Source organism: Bacillus sp. NEAU-242-2 (assembly GCF_027853835.1).
GTDB classification, from domain to species: Bacteria; Bacillota; Bacilli; order Bacillales; family Bacillaceae; genus Bacillus; species Bacillus velezensis.
Genome location: NZ_JAPNNY010000007.1, coordinates 119,617 through 138,969, shown reverse-complemented (window position 1 = coordinate 138,969; position 19,353 = coordinate 119,617). Strand labels below are relative to the sequence as shown.

Annotated in this window: 5 protein-coding genes; all 5 read left to right on the top strand. The window is 38.8% G+C overall.

Translation table 11 applies throughout. The features are described from left to right. Nucleotides 1-44: 44 nt before the first annotated feature. The 5 genes from fabD to OWN49_RS18020 all read left to right on the top strand — a co-directional run bounded on the left by fabD (nucleotide 45) and on the right by OWN49_RS18020 (nucleotide 19,350). Nucleotides 45-1,298 carry an ACP S-malonyltransferase gene (gene fabD, locus OWN49_RS18040; protein ID WP_172614407.1) on the top strand — a complete coding sequence of 418 codons (1,254 nt, stop codon included), beginning with the start codon at nucleotides 45-47 and terminating at the stop codon, nucleotides 1,296-1,298. Between the two features lie 43 nt (nucleotides 1,299-1,341). Next, nucleotides 1,342-6,114: a type I polyketide synthase gene (locus OWN49_RS18035; protein ID WP_176283093.1), complete on the top strand. Its 4,773-nt coding sequence runs from the start codon at nucleotides 1,342-1,344 to the stop codon at nucleotides 6,112-6,114. 185 nt (nucleotides 6,115-6,299) lie between these two features. Beyond that, nucleotides 6,300-11,090 carry a type I polyketide synthase gene (locus tag OWN49_RS18030; protein ID WP_077721729.1) on the top strand — a complete coding sequence of 1,597 codons (4,791 nt, stop codon included), beginning with the start codon at nucleotides 6,300-6,302 and terminating at the stop codon, nucleotides 11,088-11,090. A gap of 21 nt (nucleotides 11,091-11,111) precedes the next feature. Beyond that, nucleotides 11,112-12,635: a phytoene desaturase family protein gene (locus OWN49_RS18025; protein ID WP_077721730.1), complete on the top strand. Its 1,524-nt coding sequence runs from the start codon at nucleotides 11,112-11,114 to the stop codon at nucleotides 12,633-12,635. 94 nt (nucleotides 12,636-12,729) lie between these two features. Next, nucleotides 12,730-19,350: a type I polyketide synthase gene (locus OWN49_RS18020; RefSeq protein WP_176283094.1), complete on the top strand. Its 6,621-nt coding sequence runs from the start codon at nucleotides 12,730-12,732 to the stop codon at nucleotides 19,348-19,350. Nucleotides 19,351-19,353: the final 3 nt, after the last annotated feature.

The following is a 19,353-nucleotide window of genomic DNA, read 5'->3' as shown; positions in this document are numbered from 1 at the left end:
ATGTAAGGCAAATCAGGCATTATAGAGACTTTGGAGGTATTTAAATGTCGAAAATAGGTTTTTTATTTTCAGGACAAGGATCTCAATATGCAGGAATGGGCAAACGTTTATGTGACAATTTTATTATCGCTAAAAAAACGTATGACGAAGCCAGTGATGCATTGGGATTTGACCTGAAGAAATTATGTATAGATGGAAGTGCCGCTGAGCTATCTCAAACAGAAAATACTCAGCCGGCCATCCTGGCAACAAGTATTGCACAATTCAGAATCTACATGGAAGAGGTCGGAAAAGAACCTGAATATATCGCCGGCCATAGTTTAGGAGAATATTCTGCCTTGGTTTGCAGTGACGTTTTGGATTTCCAGGACGCTGTAAAGCTGGTGAGAGCCAGAGGATTATTAATGAAAGAAGCTGCCGAACAAGGGACCGGAGCAATGGCTGTTATCAGGAACCTGGATGAAAGAATAGCAGAAGAAGAGTGCGAATCTCTCTCTTCAAGAGGAAAAACGATTGCTGTTTCTAACTACAATGGATATAAAGATGTTGTGGTATCCGGAGAAGCGGTTGCAGTTGAAGAGCTTAGTGAAACTCTTAAAGCCAGAGGAGCAGACATTTTTAAATTAAATGTAAGTGCTGCTTTTCATTCTCCGATCATGGGTTTTGCTGCGGAAAAATTCAGCCATGAGTTAAAAAAGTATGATCTCAGAACTCCAAAATACAAAGTTTTATCTAATGTGACGGCTCTTCCATATTCAGATAAACAGCAAATGGCTGACATACTGGGAACTCAAATCGTAAAACCGGTAAATTGGATGGGAATCATGAAGTATTTAGAAGCAAATCATACTGATACTGTGATTGAATTTGGGCCGAAATCTGTATTAAGGAATCTTGTAAGAAACAATATCGCTGACATCAAATCGTACAGCTACGACAAAGAAGAGGACGTGAAGATTATAAAAGAGACTCTTTTGAACGAATCTGTTTCACTGCAAGCCGGTTTTTCTATTATCTCGAGAAGTTTAGGGATCGCGGTTGCTACTAAAAATTACAACTGGAACAATGAGGAATACGCCAAAGGTGTAATCGAACCATATGAAAAAGTAGCTGCCATACAGGCTGAACTTGAAACATCAGGTCGTCAGCCGTCAAGAGAACAAATGCATATGGCAGTAGAAATGCTGAAGTCAGTGTTTCGAACAAAAAAAACCCCTATAGATGAACAGAAAAAAAGATTTAATCAATTATTTTCTGAAACAAACACAAAAAAACACTTTGAAGACTTTGAAGTTTGACAGGTATGATCACCTATCTAGTGATTCTCAGCGAGGTAAAAAAATGAAAACAGACTTTATAAGTTTAAGTAACTTAAAAGCGGCCGCTTTTACAAATCAAACTCCTAATGTAAAGAAACAAAAAAACGAGGAAGGGACCAAAGACATTTCCGGAGATGACGTTGCCATTGTCGGTTTATCATGCAGAATCGGCGAAGCCAATCACGTAAATGAATATTGGGATTTACTTTTACAAGGAAAAGAGTTCATCAGAGACATTCCTCTGAACAGAAAAAAAGATGCTGACCAGTCATTAAAAAACAGCGGAACCAAGTACAGTAAAGATGCAGCCTATACAAAAATAGCCTATATGGATGAGATTGATAAATTTGATTGTGACTTTTTCAGTATCATTCCAAATGAAGCAAAGTTGATTGATCCCAGACAAAGATTATTTATTGAAACGGCCTGGAACGCATTGGAAGACGGGGGTTACGGCGGCGGAAAATTATGTGGGACAAATACGGGAGTATACATTGGACTCAGCAGTGACGGCTCAAATGAATACTTCAGATTGCTTGAAAAAGGAGATCAATCGTTACTCGGACTGGCTACCGCGGGTAACATTAAATCAGTTATCGCAAGCAGACTGTCATATATCTTGGATTTTAAAGGGCCAGCAATGGTAATCGATACTGCATGCTCTTCATCGCTTGTCGCCCTCCATACGGCTTGTCAGGCAATAAGAAATAAGGATTGCGATATGGCATTAGCCGGCGGAGTGAATATAAAAGTATTCCCAAAGACAATAGAGGAGAGCAGGTTAAATATCGGGAATTCTTCATCTGATTTTGCTGTAAGGACTTTCGATGATTCTGCTGACGGCACGAATAGCGGCGAAGGTGTCGCTGCCGTATTGCTGAAGCCGCTGGCCCAAGCGATTCGTGATCATGACCAGATCTATGCAGTCATTAAGGGGAGCGCTGTTAACCAGGACGGCAGCTCAGTAGGAATTACCGCTCCTAACGCAGCAGCTCAAGAACAAGTAATAGTAGATGCGTGGAAAAATGCAAAAATAGATCCTAAAACAATTACATATATTGAAGCTCATGGGACAGGGACCAAATTAGGGGATCCGATTGAAATAAATGCGTTGCAACGGGCTTTCAGAAAATATACAGACCGAAAACAGTTCTGTGCCGTATCTTCAGTCAAAACAAACATCGGGCATCTTGATAGTTTGGCGGGAATAGCGGGTTTAATTAAAGCGGTAATGGCATTAAAGCATAAAAAAATTCCGCCAAGTTTACATTTTAAAGTGCCGAACCGAAATATCAATTTTCATGAATCGCCTGTTTACGTCAATGACTCCGTTTCAGCATGGGAGAGCAGCGGAGTATACAGGTGCGGCATCAGCAGTTTTGGGCTGAGCGGTACAAACTGTCATGTCATTTTAGAAGAGGCACCCGCAGTTGAAAAAGTTGATCAATCCGTTTTATCTGAACATATTTTTACTGTATCAGCTAGGACTAAAACATCTCTCGCGCACTTGCTTACAGATCATATTGATTATTTAAAGAGAGAAACAGATGTGAATCTGGGAGATATATGTTATACAGCAAACACTGGGAGATTGCCAAACAAATACAGACTCGCTATGGTAATAAGCTCTGTCGCGGAACTGCTGGAAAAGCTGGAGTTTTTATCATGCTCTGAATGGAAAACGTATCGGGAGAAAAATATATACTTTCAATCGATAACAAATCAAACAAAGTTTATAGGAAAAACGCATACAGACAGTGTGCAGAATACTCAAACAATAAAAAATGTGATTCAACGAGTCAGACAAGACGTCTCTAATATTTCAACCTCTGACTTACATATTTTATGTGAAATGTATTGTGATGGGGCGAATATTAACTTTGAAGATCTTTATAGCGAGATGAATTTTCAAAAGGTCAGCTTGCCGACATACAAATTCAGCGGAAAAAGATTATGGGCTGAGCTGGCTGCAGACGGCCCTTCAGCCGATGAGAAAAAACAATCTTTATTGAGCAATCTTGCAGTGCAGTCACTGAATCTGGAAGTGTATATATCCCATTTGAATGTCACTGATTATTGGTTTTTAAATGAACATAAAGTGAATGATTCTTACGTTATCCCTGGAACGGTTTATATAGAAACAGCTAGAGAAGCGGGAAGAAAATACTTCGGCGGACCTGTAGGCATTCTGTTAAAAGACGTTACGTTTTCAAATCAGTTAAAGGTAAAAGCAAATGAAGTTAAAGAAGTTCATACGATCATAAAGAAAAAGGACAGCGTTTTAGAGTTTAGTGTGATAAGTAAGTCCGGCGATAAATGGATAAAACACGCGGAAGCGGTCATTGCGAAAGAAGAACCGGTACGGGAAACATATGACATTGAGGATTTAAAGAAAAGCTTTAATTCTGTTTATGTCATTCAACGTAATAATCATCCATTGACAGAAATAAACACCGATGAATACAAGTCGGTTTATCATATAGAAGATACCAATAGACCGGAAAGCATCGTTCAAGTCGGAGGCAGATGGAAATGCACCAACGCAATCTACAGAGACGACGACAGGCTTCTATGTGAATTGGAATTGCCGAAAGAATATGAGAGTGATTTCGTTCAGTTTTCGCTTCATCCTGCGATGATGGATTGTGCCGTTAATGCCGGGACATTCACAATAGATAACGAAACCTATCTCCCTTATTTTTATAAAGAATTTAAGATTTATGGCTCTGCTTCTAAAAAGTTTTACAGTTATATCAAGAAAAAGAGCCGAAGCAACGGGGAAACAGGAACGTTTCGCATCGTCCTGCTGAATGACAGTGGAGAAGTTTTCGGTGAAATCAACAATTACATCGTAAAAAGGGTGCATAAAGCAGCTGAAAAGACTAAAAGAAACAATATATATCATAAGCTATCTTGGATAAGAGAAAGCGATCAATCAAACGAGATGCGAGAAATTCATCATCCTATTTTATTATTTAAGAATAATGGCTGCAGTTTATCCGAGGAAATCATTCGAAGGTTAGAACTGGAAGGGAAAACTGTGATTGTCGCGGAACAGGGTGACTATTTCTCTAAAATCGGAAGCCATCATTATACAGTCAGTGATTCTCAAGAAGATTATGACTGTCTTGTAAAAGCTCTTCAAAGTGAAAAGGTTTCTCAGATTGTCCATTTGATGTCTATCAGCAATGAGAAAGACAAAAACATATATCAGCTTCAGAAAAAAATATCCTCAGGGGTAGACAGTTTATTTTATTTAACAAAATCACTTGTAAAAAATACAAAAAATAACATAGAACTGATGCTGTTTGCAGACCTTGCACATCAAGTAAGCGGTGAAGAACCAGACATTAACCCGCATAATGCGGCATTTTTCGGTTTTGGAAAAGTAATTGAAAAGGAATATTCGCGTGTAAGTGTCAGATGCATAGATTTGGATCAAAATCTTATGGCGGAAAGCATCTTGTTTGAAATCAACTCAAAAAAACAGTCAGAGCTTGTCGCTTACAGAGACCGGCATAAATACGTTCAAGAGCTCCAGACTGAAGACTTATCCGTAATTCGGGAAGGGAAAATAAGCATCAGAAAGAACGGTGTATATGTTATTACCGGCGGTATGGGCGGACTGGGATTAGAAATGGCCAAGTATTTATCATCAAAAGAAAATGTCCAATTAATCCTCATTGGACGCTCCGAGCAGCAGATCAACATGGAGAAGGGAAACAACAAGAAAATCGATGCTCTAAAAGAAATAAAAGAAAGCGGTTCTAAGGTAGATTACTATAAGGCCGATGTCGCAAATGAAAGTGAAATGATTCATGTATTCGAGGAAATAAAGAGTAAATACAATACAATCCACGGTGTCATACATAGTGCTGGTGTTTCTGGAGATGGGTTTATTTTCAGAAAGGAAAAAAAAGTGTTTGATAACGTGCTCAGACCGAAAGTTAATGGAACATGGATATTAAACGAGCTGACAAAGCATGAGCATCTGGATTTCTTCATAATGTTTTCTTCTATCACAGCACTTGCGGGGAGTATGGGGCAGGCTGATTATACTGCGGCTAATGCCTACCTGGATTCCTTTGCAGAACGCAGACAGCGAAGAAGACCGGATGAAAAAACAGTTACGATTAATTGGTGCGGCTGGTCTGATGTGGGTATGCTTGCCGAATATATTGAAGAGCGTCAAAAGGCCGGAAACGAACATAAAGATGAAAACGGCTTTAAGACGATTACCTCAGCTGAAGCGATACGTGCCTTCGATGAAGTCATGCAAAAGGACATCCGGAATGTGATCATCGGGGAAATTGATCATCGGGTACTGGAATTAAATCAAGATCAAATTCATTTCCGATTATCTCCGGATATATTGACTTTTAAGGAGCAGGCGATTGTAAAAAAATCTGTTGAGTCGAAAACCGATCAGACATTTAGCTTCAGCGATATTGAAAATAAACTAATGAAAGCTTGGATAAAAGTTTTAGGCTTAGAACAAATCAGTATAACTGATAAATTTTATGATTTGGGCGGAGATTCAATATCCGCGATATATCTGGTAAAAGAAATAGAGAAAGAATGGCCTTCTCTCATTGATGTTTCTGATATTTTTACGTATCCCTCCATTAAGGAGATGTCAAGCTACCTTGAATCCCACTTCAGTGATCAGAAGTCTTCTGACCGAATCCCTGAAGAAGACAATGAAGATGACCTGGATGCAATTTTGAATAAGCTGGCATCCGGAGAGATGGAAGTCAGCGAAGCAAATCAAATATTTCATCCAGACCGAAAATAACTGAATTGGGCCTGTAAGAATATATTCGCAAAATGGAATATTGGCAGGCTGCGAATTGAATGAAGAAAAAGCAGCCTGCCTATCACATTATTATGGGAATTGAATTCCATTTTAAGGTAAAAATGTAGATCTTATTACCCTTCCTATCAAAAATTTTCTTAGAAAGAAAGCGGGAGTGATCCGTAATGAATAGCGTTCAATCTTATATATTTGAACAAGTGAAACAGCATAAGCTAAGCCAGAAAGAAGCAAAGCGAATGCTAAAAGAATTAAAGGCTGCAAGCAGCAATGAAGATATTGCTATCATTGGAATTTCCTGCAGACTGCCGAAAGCAAACAATACAGATGAATACTGGAAGAATCTGATGAATGGAGAAGACTGCAAAGCGGAATATCCAAAAGATATGATCAATTACATTAAACCGATCGTAAACAATAAAGGGTTTACTGATTTTCTCGGTTCAGGATATCTGACGGAAGAACAAGCAGATAACTGGAAACCTGGCGGATATTTAGAAGACGTAGACAAGTTCGATCCTGAATTTTTTAATATTTCTCCTAAAGAAGCAAAGGCCATTGACCCGTCTCACAGAGTATTGCTGGAGACGGTATGGACTGCGATTGAAGATGCAGGGTATGCAGGGGACAAAATTTATGGAAGCAACACATCGCTCTTTGTTGGAAAAGACCATGTCAATAATACGTTGTACCGCTACATTACAGAATCAGAATCGACAAGTATGACGGGCAACTGGCCGGGTTTGATGGCGGGGCGGATTAATTATTTATTAAATTTAAAAGGAAGTTCTATGGTTTTGGATTCTGCTTGCAGCTCGGGGCTGCTTGGTGTGCATCTTGCCTGTAATGCTTTGAAAAATAAAGAATGCGATATGTCTATTGTCAGCGGAATTTCATTAGGATTCTTTCCGCGCTTCAAAACGTCCAAAAAATCAATGATGGAATCAGTAAGTGATAAAGTACACTCATTTGATAAAGACGCAGACGGGACATTTTTCAGTGACGGAGTAGCGGCAGTCATCTTAAAACCTTTAAGTAAAGCCAAGCAGGACGGAGATCATATTTATGCTGTTATCAAAGGGAGTGCAGTTAATAATGACGGGGCCTCAAACGGATTGACAGCTCCAAATGCCATCGCCCAGGAAGAAGTACTGGTTCAGGCATGGGAAAATGCTCAAATTGATCCCGAAACCATTCAATATATCGAAGCGCACGGTACAGGCACAAAGCTTGGAGATCCAATTGAAATAAAGGGGATTTCCAATGCGTTTTCAAAATATACGGACAAGCTGCAGTTTTGCGGGATCGGATCTGTTAAATCTAATATTGGCCATACCGTTGCCGTTTCGGGTTTGGCGTCACTTATCAAGATCGTTCTGTCTATGAAGCATCAAGTCATCCCTCCGAGTATTAATTTTAAAGAACCGAATTCATTGATTAACTTTGTGAAGTCACCTGTATTTGTTACAGACAAAGCCCATGAATGGCCTAAAAATAACTCACCGAGGAGAGCGGGTATCAGTTCTTTCGGCTTTGTGGGGACCAATTCACATGTAGTGATTGAAGATGCTGGAGATGAGGTTGAAGAGGTCATTCCTGCAAATGAAACATTTGAGATATTTACTTTATCAGCTAAAACAGAGAATTCTTTAATGAAACTCATCAAGGAATATAATGAATTCTTTAAAAAAGGAACTCAAAAAAACGTAAAACATATTTGCTATACAGCAAACACAGGACGGGGCCATTACGGCTACCGATTGGCTCTGATTGTAAAAAGTTACGAAGAATTAAAGAGAAAAATCGGCAGGCTTGCAGGACATAACTTGAATGAAATATCAGAAAAAGGCGTATATTTTTCTTTCCATAAAGTTGGTTCTGATAGAAAACAGATTATGGATGAAGGAGAAATTTCCTTATCTGAACATCGCAAAATGAATGCTCAATCTGACAATTTGATACATGACATTCTTACTGAAGGGGATGAATATTTACTGCTAAACCTTACGGAAATTTGCAACCTGTATGTCAGAGGAGCAAAAGTAGAATGGACAAAAATGTACAAGGATGAGCGCAGAAAGATTGTCAGTCTTCCGACATACCAATTTGAAAGAACATTATGCTGGGGAGAAGTAAAGGACAGAAGAGATGAAGCGCCGCATCAGAAAAATATCAGTCACCCGCTGATTGACCAGTGTTTGGCTGATTCAATGAATGAGACGATCTATTCAACGACATTTAATGTGAATAAGGATTGGGTTTTAAGTGACCATAAAATTATGGGGGCTTGCGTTATTCCGGGAACGACTTATATCGAAATGGGAAGAAGAGCAAGTGCCGCTTACTATAAAAGCAATCAATTAGAATTACGAGATATTATCTTCTTCACTCCATTAACGGTAAATGAGGATGAGAATAAGATTGTACACACAATCATTAAGAAAAAGAAAGAATGTATTCAATTTATAATAGCCAGTCAGGAAGGAGAAACCTGGATTACACATGCAGAAGGAAAAGCGTTTCCATTAACAGACTCTGTATCAATGTTTGATTTAGACTCTGTTAGGAATGACAGTAATAGAGAGAAGATAAAAGTCAATTATGAAAATAAAAATGGTTTAATCAGCAAAGTTTTTACTTTCGGACCGAGGTGGCTGAACTTCAAAGAAGTCATACTGGGCCCTGATGAACAATTGGCCGAATTAAAATTGGCTGATGAATTTACAGCAGATTTAAAAGACGTCTTTTTACATCCAGCTTTGCTAGATAATGCAGTGAACGTGTTTATTGGAGAAGATGATGACGATAGTACATTCCTTCCTTTTTCATATAAAAGCGTGAAGATTTACTCAAGAATGCCGCAGCATTTTTATGCATTTGTCAAAAAGAACGCAAGCAGTAAAGAGACAAAGCTGTGTGATATTCAGTTAATAGATACAGAAGGAAATGTTTTTGCAGAAATCACCGATTATGTATTAAAAAAAGTAAATCGGATTAATGCCCTTTTTGAAGAAAGTTCTGAATCACTTTATCAATTAAAATGGATGGCGCAAGAAGCTTTTGAAGAAGAAAAAACAGAGGTAACAGGTCCTATACTGTTATTTAAAGACAACATGGAAATTTATAAATCTATACTGGAACAGTTGAAAATTCATGACGATGATGTTATTGAAGTGGAGTTTGGGGATGAATTTCAGAAGATAAATGGGCGGAAATTCCTAATTACCGGATCAGAAGAAGACTATGTTCAATTATTGCATAGCATAAACGATCAAAATATCAGCAGCATTATACATATGTCTTCTATCAGCCGCCAAGGAACGGAATCATTAACAGATTTAGAAGACATGCAGAATAAAGGCGTATACAGTCTGTTCCGCTTAGTCCGGGGATTAAGTAAGAATAAGATGAAAAGCAATATTAATTTGCATCTTATTTCTGATCTTGTGACAGAAGTGTCCGGAGAAGAAAATACAATCAATCCATTGGGCGCCGCGTTGTTTGGTCTGGGACGTGTTATTTCGCAGGAGTTCCAAAATGTTTCATGTAAAGCAATTGATATTGATGAACATACTTCACCGGAAATTATTAGTGAGGAGTTAAGAACAAAAGGGAAACACTATCAAGTCGCCTTTAGGGATGGTAAGCGGTATATCAGTCGGTTGGATATGGTTGAACCGATAAAGGATAAGAAACACGGCGGTATGGAGATTAAAGAAAACGGTGTCTATATGATTACCGGCGGCACCGGCGGAATCGGTTTGGAGATCGCAAAGCACCTGGCTGGAAAACATAACGTCAATGCTGTATTGCTCAATCGCTCTAAACTGCCTGATCAAAGCCGATGGGACGATATCATTGCTGATGGAACGGATTTAAAGCTTTGCAGAAAACTGAAGTCCATCAGAGCTATCGAGTCAATGGGTTCTAAAGTTGATAGCTACAGCTGTGAAGTTTCTGACTTAAACAGCATGGAGCCGGTAATTGAAGAAATAAAACAGAAATACGGTACGATCAATGGCGTGTTCCATTGTGCCGGAGTTGCCGGGGACGGTTTCCTCTTTAGAAAAGAAGCTAATATTTTTAAAGAAGTGCTCGCTCCTAAAATTAATGGAACATGGGTTATCAATCATTTAACGAGAGACGTAGATTTAGATTTCACGATTTTGTTCTCCTCAATTAATTCTATTTTCGGAGGTGCCGGACAGGGAGATTATACAGCTGCAAATGCTTATTTAGATTCCTTTGCTTATATGCAAAACAAACAGGGGAAAAACACGCTGTCAATTAACTGGCCGGCTTGGGATGAGGTCGGCATAGCTGTCGATTATGGAATTACTGATGAGAGCTCTATTTTCAGATTATTGACGGTAGAAAGGGCTATTTCCGTTTTAGAAGAAATAGCATCGAATAAGCTTACTAATATCATTCCAGGTACATTAAATATGAAGCTCCTCGCTTTTGCAAAGGATGAATTGTCTTTTGAATTATCTGAGCAAATCAAAAACAAATTAATAGATAAAAACAGGACAAAAAACGAAGCAGAAAAACGTCGAAGAACAGATACTGAAGATATAGTGCTGAAAGGAAAGGGAGAACTTTACTCCGATACCGAAAAAAGTATTGCGCAAATGTACTCTATGGTTTTGGATATGCAAGAGCTGGATTTATATGAAAGCTTTAGTGCCATGGGCGGAGATTCTATTATGGCAACCCAACTGTTAAAACTGATAAATCAACAATATCCTGACATTGTGGATATATCCGATATATTTACATATTCCTCTGTAGTGGAGCTATCAGAGTATATTGACAAGCAGCTGAATAAAGATCAACAGCAAGAAACGGAAGAAGATACTGCTGAAAATCGGCTTGAGCAAGAACTCAACAATCTATTTGACGACCTGGAGAACGGCAAAATCAATATACAAGAAGGATTGAAAATTCTAGAAAACTAGTTTCGGAAAAGGGGAAAATTAATGAAGAATACAGAAGAAAACAAGTCTGCAATCATAATCGGAGGCGGTATTGCAGGAATGGCCGCGGGCTGTTACTTGCAAATGAACGGATACAGCACAAAAATTTTTGAAATGGGCTTGCTGCCGGGTGGTTTATGTACCGGCTGGAAGAGAAAAGGGTACTTTTTTGACGGTTGTATCAGCTGGCTGGTCGGTTCAGGACCTAACAATACATTCCATAAATTTTGGAAAGAACTGAACGTAATACAAAATATGGAATTCATTAATGATGAAGAATTTGCGGTTGTTAACTTTAGAAATGGTGATACATTTACGCTGTATGCTGATGTAGATAAATTAGAACAGGAGTTTTTAAGAGTTGCACCTGAAGATGCGAAAACAATTAAGCTTTTAACTGATGGCATTCGAGTTGTTTCTGATGTAGAGCTGGATTTGGATAAAGCGCCCGAACTGTTCGATTTAGCAGACTTTGAGGCTTTCAAAGCAAAGGCTGGCCCTTACATGAAAGTAATGGGGCAATGGGGAAAAGTGACGATCAAAGAATTCGCCCAGCGCTTTAAAAGCAGTTTTGTAAGAGAAAATGTAAATCGTCTGTTTTGGTTTAATGTAGATACCCCTATATCTTACTTTATGGCTACTTTAGGCTGGGCTAATAGCAAATCTTCAGGACATCCTGTAGAAGGTTCTCTGCAATTCGCAAAAATTATTGAAGCCAGATATGTTGAATTAGGCGGTGAGATTCAATATAAATCACCTGTTTCTAAGGTTTTAGTAGAAAATGATAAAGCGATCGGAATAGAGCTGAAAAACGGACAGTGTCATTATGGAGATAGCGTCATTTCAGCAGCGGATGGCTATAAAACTATTTTTGAAATGCTGGATGGAAAATATACAGATGATGAACTGACATTTTGTTATGACAACCTTAAAACAAGTGCACCGCAAATTTATGTCGGATTGGGCGTATCAAAAACGTTTGAAAAATATCCTCATTATTTGAGCCTGGAATTAGAACAGCCTCTTAATGCCTATGGCTGTGACAACGTTAAAAACATATTTGTGAAAATATATAACGAAAATCCTTCATTCGCGCCTGATGGCAAAACGAGTATTATCGTGTATGCGAAAACTTCTGCTGAATACTGGGAGACTTTGCAAAAAAACAACCGCGAAAAATATGAAGAAGAGAAAAAAGCAATTGCGAATGTAATGATTGATGAATTAGACAAATGGTTTGGTGAAATTAAATCAAATATTGATGTGACTGATGTATCCACCCCATATACGATCAGAAGATACACAAATAATAGAAATGGAAGCTGGCAGGGCTGGGAAAAACAGATGGAAGGCATCATGCACGAGAAAAAACTGAAACGTTCACTTCCCGGACTTAAAGACTTTTATATGGTTGGGCATTGGAGTCAAGTGGGAGGAGGTCTTCCGAGTGTTGTCTTACAGGCCAGAAATCTGGTGCAGGTGTTATGTAAAGAAGATGGAAAGGTTTTTGAGACAAAAATTAACTAATTCAATATGCTGCTTCAATTGAAGCAGCTATTCTATATATCCATGATGCTTCTCATATTTTATATAGAATCAAAATCGATAGGGGTGATTAATCGTGGATGATATTTCGATTATAAAACAATATGTATTGGAGCAAGTAAAAGAGCAAAAAATGGACAGGGAAATGGCTTTGCGCATTTTAAAAGGATTATCTGATAAGTCCAAGAAAAATCAATGTGATATTGCCATTATCGGCATATCCTGCCGTTTCTCAAAAGCCAATAATGCAAAAGAATACTGGCAAAACATTATGAACCGTGCCTCATGCATCCGGGACTTACCGGAGAAGCGGCGGAAAGATATTGATCCATTGCTGCCCAGTGCGAATGAGAATTCTTATTTTAGAGCGGGATTCTTAGATGAAATTGATAAGTTTGATTCATCATTTTTCAGAATTTCGCCAAGAGAAGCTATGCTTATGGATCCGAAACAAAGATTGTTTTTGGAGACAGTTTATCACGCTATTGAGGACTCCGGTTATGCGGGGAACAAGTTACAAGGTTCGAATACAGGTATTTTCGTTGGACATGATCATAGCGGTGACTTGAAGTTTTCCTATGCTTCCCTAGTAAATGATGCGGATATGATTGCAATGACAGGTACTTATCCCGGCATATTAGCAAGCAGGACCTCCTACATTTTTAATCTGAAAGGGCCAAGCTTGGTTGTTGATACAGCCTGCTCTTCCGGACTCGTTTCGGTTCATCTTGCTTGTGAGGCACTTAAAAATGAAGAATGCAGCATGGCTATTGCGGGAGGCGTTAATTTATTTCTGAGACCTGAAAATATAGGTACGATGAGCGAAATAGAAGCGGAAAACGCTAAAATCAGCATTTTTGATAAAAATGCAAAGGGGACCGCATGGGGTGAGGGGATTTCTGCTATTGTATTAAAACCTTTACATAGGGCTATAGAAGACAGAGACCACATATATGCTGTCATTAAAGGGAGCGCTACGAATAATGACGGGGCTTCTAACGGAATCACCGCTCCTAATGCTGAATCACAAGAGAAATTGATTTCGCGTGCCTGGAAGAATGCGAATATTAGTCCGGAAACTATTTCTTATATTGAAACGCATGGAACAGGCACGATTTTGGGAGACCCGATTGAGATCAAAGGGATAACGAATGCGTTTAAGAAATATACCGATAAAAAGCAGTTTTGCGGTATAGGTTCAGTCAAACCCAATATCGGCCATACAGTCGGGGCATCAGGCATGGCGTCTCTCATTAAAGCATGCATGGCTTTAAAAGAGAAGGTCATCCCCCCAAGTATCAACTTTAATGAACCGAATCCTTTAATTAATTTTTCGAATTCACCTGTTTATGTGAATGACATGATAAGAAATTGGGAAAAAGGAGAGACGCCAAGAAGAGCCGGTGTAAGTTCGTTCGGCTTCAGCGGAACCAACTGTCATATTGTATTGGAAGAAGCACCTGAAATAATAGGTGAGACTGAACAGAGACAGGTAAAAGAGGTATTCACTCTGTCTGCAAAAAATAAGTCCGTCCTGAATGATATAGCATCAAAGTATCTTCATTTTATCTCGGAAGAAAACAATTTGAATCTCTCTGATCTTTGTTATACAGCGAATACGGGAAGAAAACATCTGGAGAATAGAGTGTGTTTTCTCGTAAAAGACATCGAAGATCTGAAGGAAAAACTTGAAAGTCTGCTCGAAGCGCCGGTTAAGCAAGAAGAAGCTGCATTTTCTTTTAAGACCGATAGAGATCTAAGTACCGCTGCTGGAAAAAAACTTAAGGCTTATGGTGCAGGCGGGAGAACAGATGAGAGTCTTCTGATTGATATAAGCAAGCTCTATGAAAAAGGTGCAGAGATTGATTGGGAAATGTTATATGAAGGAGAAAAAAGAAGAAAAATCAGCTTGCCGGGTTACGCATTTTTGCGGGAGAGACATTGGGTGAAACTGCCTGAAAAATTACCGATAAGCAATGCACCAGATAACCCTTCAGTCAACAAGCCTCAAATAATAAGACTGAGTGGCAGGGAAGACGGCTGTTATTCAGAAACAGAGCTAATGGCAGGACAAATTTGGGGAAATGCCCTTGGAATCAATCCGATCGATGTTACATCCGATTTTTATGAAATGGGCGGAGATTCAATCATAGCAATAGAAATCATCAACTTTATCAATAAACAGCAAGGAACGGAGCTTTCAGTTTCAGACTTGCTAAAGCATTCGAATATAAAACTCTTCTCAGCTTATTTGGATGAATATTCTCTGAGGAAGACAAATGATGTGAATGTGATTCCCAAAGCAGGCGATTTAGAGTGGTATGAGGCATCATCTGCACAGAAAAGAATTTTTATTCTAGATCAATTAAATAAAAACAGCACTTCTTATAATATCCCGTTCTTTTTAATGATTGAAGGAGAGTTGGACGATAAACGTTTAGAAGATGCGTTTAAAAAATTAATAATCAGGCATGAGGTTTTAAGAACGTCCATAGGTTTAAGGGACGGGCAGCTTGTGCAAATCATAGAAAAAGACGTTCGATTTAAAATGGATAGAATCAAGACCTCCGAAGAAGAATTAGAGAGCCTTATGGCTAATTTTGTCCGCCCGTTTGATGTAGAAAAGGCTCCTTTACTGCGTGCAGGATTAGCCGAGATTAGTCATCAAAAACATCTTTTAATGATAGATTTACAGCATATTATAGCGGATGGGGCGTCTATCCCGATCCTCCAAAGGGAATTGATAAATTTATACGAAGGCAACGAACTGCCGTCATTGAACATTCAATTTAAGGATTTTGCGATATGGCAAAATGAATTATTTCATAATGAAGAAATGAAAAAACAAAAAGATTTTTGGTTAAATGAGTTTAAAGGAGAAATTCCCGTTCTCAATCTGCCCGCAGATTTTTCAAGAGAAGCCGAACGAGATGATCAAGGTGAACGAATCTATTTTTATGCAGGAAGAGAGCTGACCGCCAAGTTAACAGAATTAAACGCAAAACAAAAAGTCACCCTTTTCATGACTTTAATGGCTTCATTTAATGTGCTTCTCCATAAACTTACTGGTCAAGAAGATATTATTATCGGCACACCTGTAGCCGGAAGAAAGCATAAAGAATTAGAAAACATGATAGGAATGTTTGTAAATACGCTGGCACTGAGAAATAAACCATCTGCCGACAAAACATTCAAAGAACTGCTTGAAGCCGTTAGGGATAATGCGCTTCTGGCTTATGAAAATCAAGATTATCCTTTTGAAGAGCTTGTAGACCATTTGAACCTTAGGAGGGATATAAACCAGAATGCTCTTTTCAACGTTATGTTTGTCCTTCAGCTGATGGATAATCCGGCAATTGAAGTAAATGGGCTGAAATATAAGCCGTATCTTTACGAAAACAAAACAGCTAAATTTGATCTTCTGCTTCAAGCATTCCCTTCAAAAGAGGATATCAAGTTTGAGTTCACTTATTCATCAAACTTGTTTAAGCGCACAACTGTAGAAAAATTCTCACAGCGATTCTTAATGATCCTCAATTATATTGTTGAAAGTCAAAATGGACTAATCGGGGAGATTAACATTTTAGAAGAAAATGAACGACGCGAAATATTGAGTTACAGTGGAAGATCACTGAGAAGCAGAGGCACAGATGCATCTATCTGTGAGCTTTTTGAGAAGCAGGCGGAAGCAACGCCGAATCAAATAGCTGTGTCTGCACAAGACGGAAGCTTAACTTATAGTGAGCTGAACAAAAATGCAAACAGGCTTGGAAGAGCACTCATTCAAAAAGGTGTCAAAAAGAATGAAGCAGTAGGCATAGCTGCAGACCGAACCACTGATTTTATCATCGGAATAATGGGAATTTTAAAAGCAGGAGCAGCTTATCTGCCAATTGATCCATCATATCCGCAAGAAAGAGTTGAGTATATGCTCAAAGACAGCGGGACCCGTTTGTTACTGACGGATCGCAACAATCATTGTCAAAGGTACGGAGTAGAAAGTGTTTGTCTGAATGAATTGGAAACAGTTCCAGACGACGGGAGGAATGTTAAAGGAGGACCGGAACGGCATAGCCTTGCCTATATCATCTACACTTCTGGATCAACGGGACACCCAAAAGGTGTGATGATCGAACATAAAAGTATAGCGAATTTAACAGAAGCCCTGCATGAACGTATCTACTGCAAACATGGCGGGCAGCAGAATGTAGCGTTGTTGGCACCCTTTTCCTTTGACGCTTCTGTCAAACAGATTTTTTCTGCACTGCTTTTGGGACACTCTCTTTACATCGTCTCTGAAGAAGCCAGGCATGATATCACGAAACTTGCTGAATTCTATATCCAAAATAAAATAACTATTTCTGATGGAACACCAGCCTATCTCAGCCTGCTCTCTGAGTCTCCGCAGTGTGGCCGTATAGGTGTAAAACATTTTATTATAGGCGGCGAAGTGCTTAAACCTGAAGAAGTAAAGCGTTTCTATAAAGTATTTAAAAAGAATGACCGTCCTTATATAACAAATGTATATGGACCGACGGAATGCTGTGTTGATGCTGCAGCTTATACGATAAACCAGGATAATATTTCCAATATAAAGAGAATCCCTATCGGCACACCGATAAAAAACTGTTCTATCTACATACTAGATAAACAGCAGAAGCCTGTGCCGCCGGGAGTTATCGGAGAGTTATACATCGGAGGGGAAGGAGTTGGACGGGGCTATTGCAATCGTGAAGAACTAACCAAGGCTAAATTTATCCCGGATCTTGTTCATTCTGGTGAGAAAATGTATAAAACCGGAGATTTAGGCAAGTGGAATGAGGATGGGAATATAGAATTTGCCGGAAGAATCGACCGACAAGTAAAAATCAGAGGATTTAGAATTGAACTGGATGAGATTATAAACAGACTGCTGTCTCACCGCAATGTTCAAGAAGCGGTTGCGATTGCTCACAATGATCAGATATATGCCTATACAGTATGTAAAGATACGCAGCCGCCTTCTCAGCTAAAAGAATACTTATTGGAATATCTGCCGGAATATATGATCCCGACAGTCATTATTGGCATAGATAAAATTCCGTTGACGAACAATGGGAAGACTGATGTAAAACGTTTGCCGCTTCCAGCTGAAAATAATGCCGAGCTGCATCACTTTATTGCTCCGAGAAACGAGATTGAACGAATCGTCAGTGAGGTTTGGTCCGACATTCTTGAAGTTTCTAAAATCAGTATAAAAGATAACTTTTTCGTTTTAGGCGGAGATTCAATTAAAGCCATTCAAGCAGCGGTCAGAATGGAAAAATTCAATCTTAGGCTGGAAGTGAAAGACATCTTTCATTACCAGACAATCGAAGGAGTTTCGAATAAAGTCAGTTATATAACAGCGGCATCTGATAACAGTGTGATAACGGGAGAAGCCCGTCTTGTGCCAATTCAATGCTGGCTGGCTGAACGCCATAATGATACTCTGCACCATCGGAATCTTTCTTTTATGCTATACAGGGAAGCTGGGTTTGGCGAAGATATTGTAAAAGACATTTTCACCCGGATTATTCAGCATCATGACAGTCTGAGAACAGTATTCAAACGTAAAGGCGATAGAATGGTACAGGTAATCAGAGGCCTGACGGACGGCGACTTGTTTGACTTTCATCTGATCAATGCAATAAACATGCCGCAATCAGTTTTAAAAATGAAAATAAATCAAATACAAGCCAGTATGGATCTGACTCACGGACCGCTTGTTAAATTGGCACTCATTAAGGAAGCAGATGGGGAACATCTGTTAATCGTCATTCACCAAATGATAATTGATCATATGTCTTGGAGAATACTGCTTGAAGATTTTAATACAGCATATCAGCAAGTTAAAAGTAACGAAGACATTGTATTACCAAATAAAACCGATTCGTATTTAAAATGGTCTGATTATCTCTATAAATATGCTGAAAGTGAACGGCTGTTGTTTGAGAAAGAGTATTGGACGAAAATCGAAAATGTTTATGCTCCGTCTATTCCGGTTGATATTCAGGGGCAAATTGCCAAAGTCAAAGATAACAGACAAGTGTACAGGCAGTTTAATGTTCGGGAAACTGAAAATATAATGAATGCGATTCAAGGACAAGATCATTTCACTATTGAGACTGTTTTGCTCACAGCTTTAGGTTTGACAGTAAAACATCAAACAGGCAGTAATACATCTCTCGTGCACTTAGGCAACCATGGCCGCACTCATCAGAGTGAGAAGCTTAATATCTACAGAACAGTAGGCAGATTTTCTGCAATCTATCCGGTGGCTTTGGAGGTCTCCGATTCTGATCATATCGGTTCGAGTTTAGATAATGTTAACTCGACCTTAGCCAATATTCCTGATCAAGGGATAGGATATGGTATTTTAAGATATTTAAAACAAGATATAAAAGAGAAATCAAAACCAGACATTTCATTTAATTATATGGGCGAATTTGATAATGAACTGCACACAGAAAGCTTTACGGTATCTCCGCTTTCAACCGGGAATGATATAAGTGAAGATGAAATTTGGAATTACAAGTTTAAGTTTATTGTGTTGGTAAGAGAGAAAAAATTGAGCATTGGAATTGAATATAATCAAAATCAGTACTATAAGAGTACTGTAGAAAATCTGCTCAATCAGTATATGCGTTATATCAAAAAAGCAGCAGAAACCATTTAATTA

Excerpts from the sequence above, each read along its gene's own strand:
- fabD (WP_172614407.1), top strand. The coding sequence starts at position 45 with ATGTCGAAAATAGGTTTTTTATTTTCAGGACAAGGATCTCAATATGCA.
- OWN49_RS18035 (WP_176283093.1), top strand. The coding sequence starts at position 1,342 with ATGAAAACAGACTTTATAAGTTTAAGTAACTTAAAAGCGGCCGCTTTT.
- OWN49_RS18030 (WP_077721729.1), top strand. The coding sequence starts at position 6,300 with ATGAATAGCGTTCAATCTTATATATTTGAACAAGTGAAACAGCATAAG.
- OWN49_RS18025 (WP_077721730.1), top strand. The coding sequence starts at position 11,112 with ATGAAGAATACAGAAGAAAACAAGTCTGCAATCATAATCGGAGGCGGT.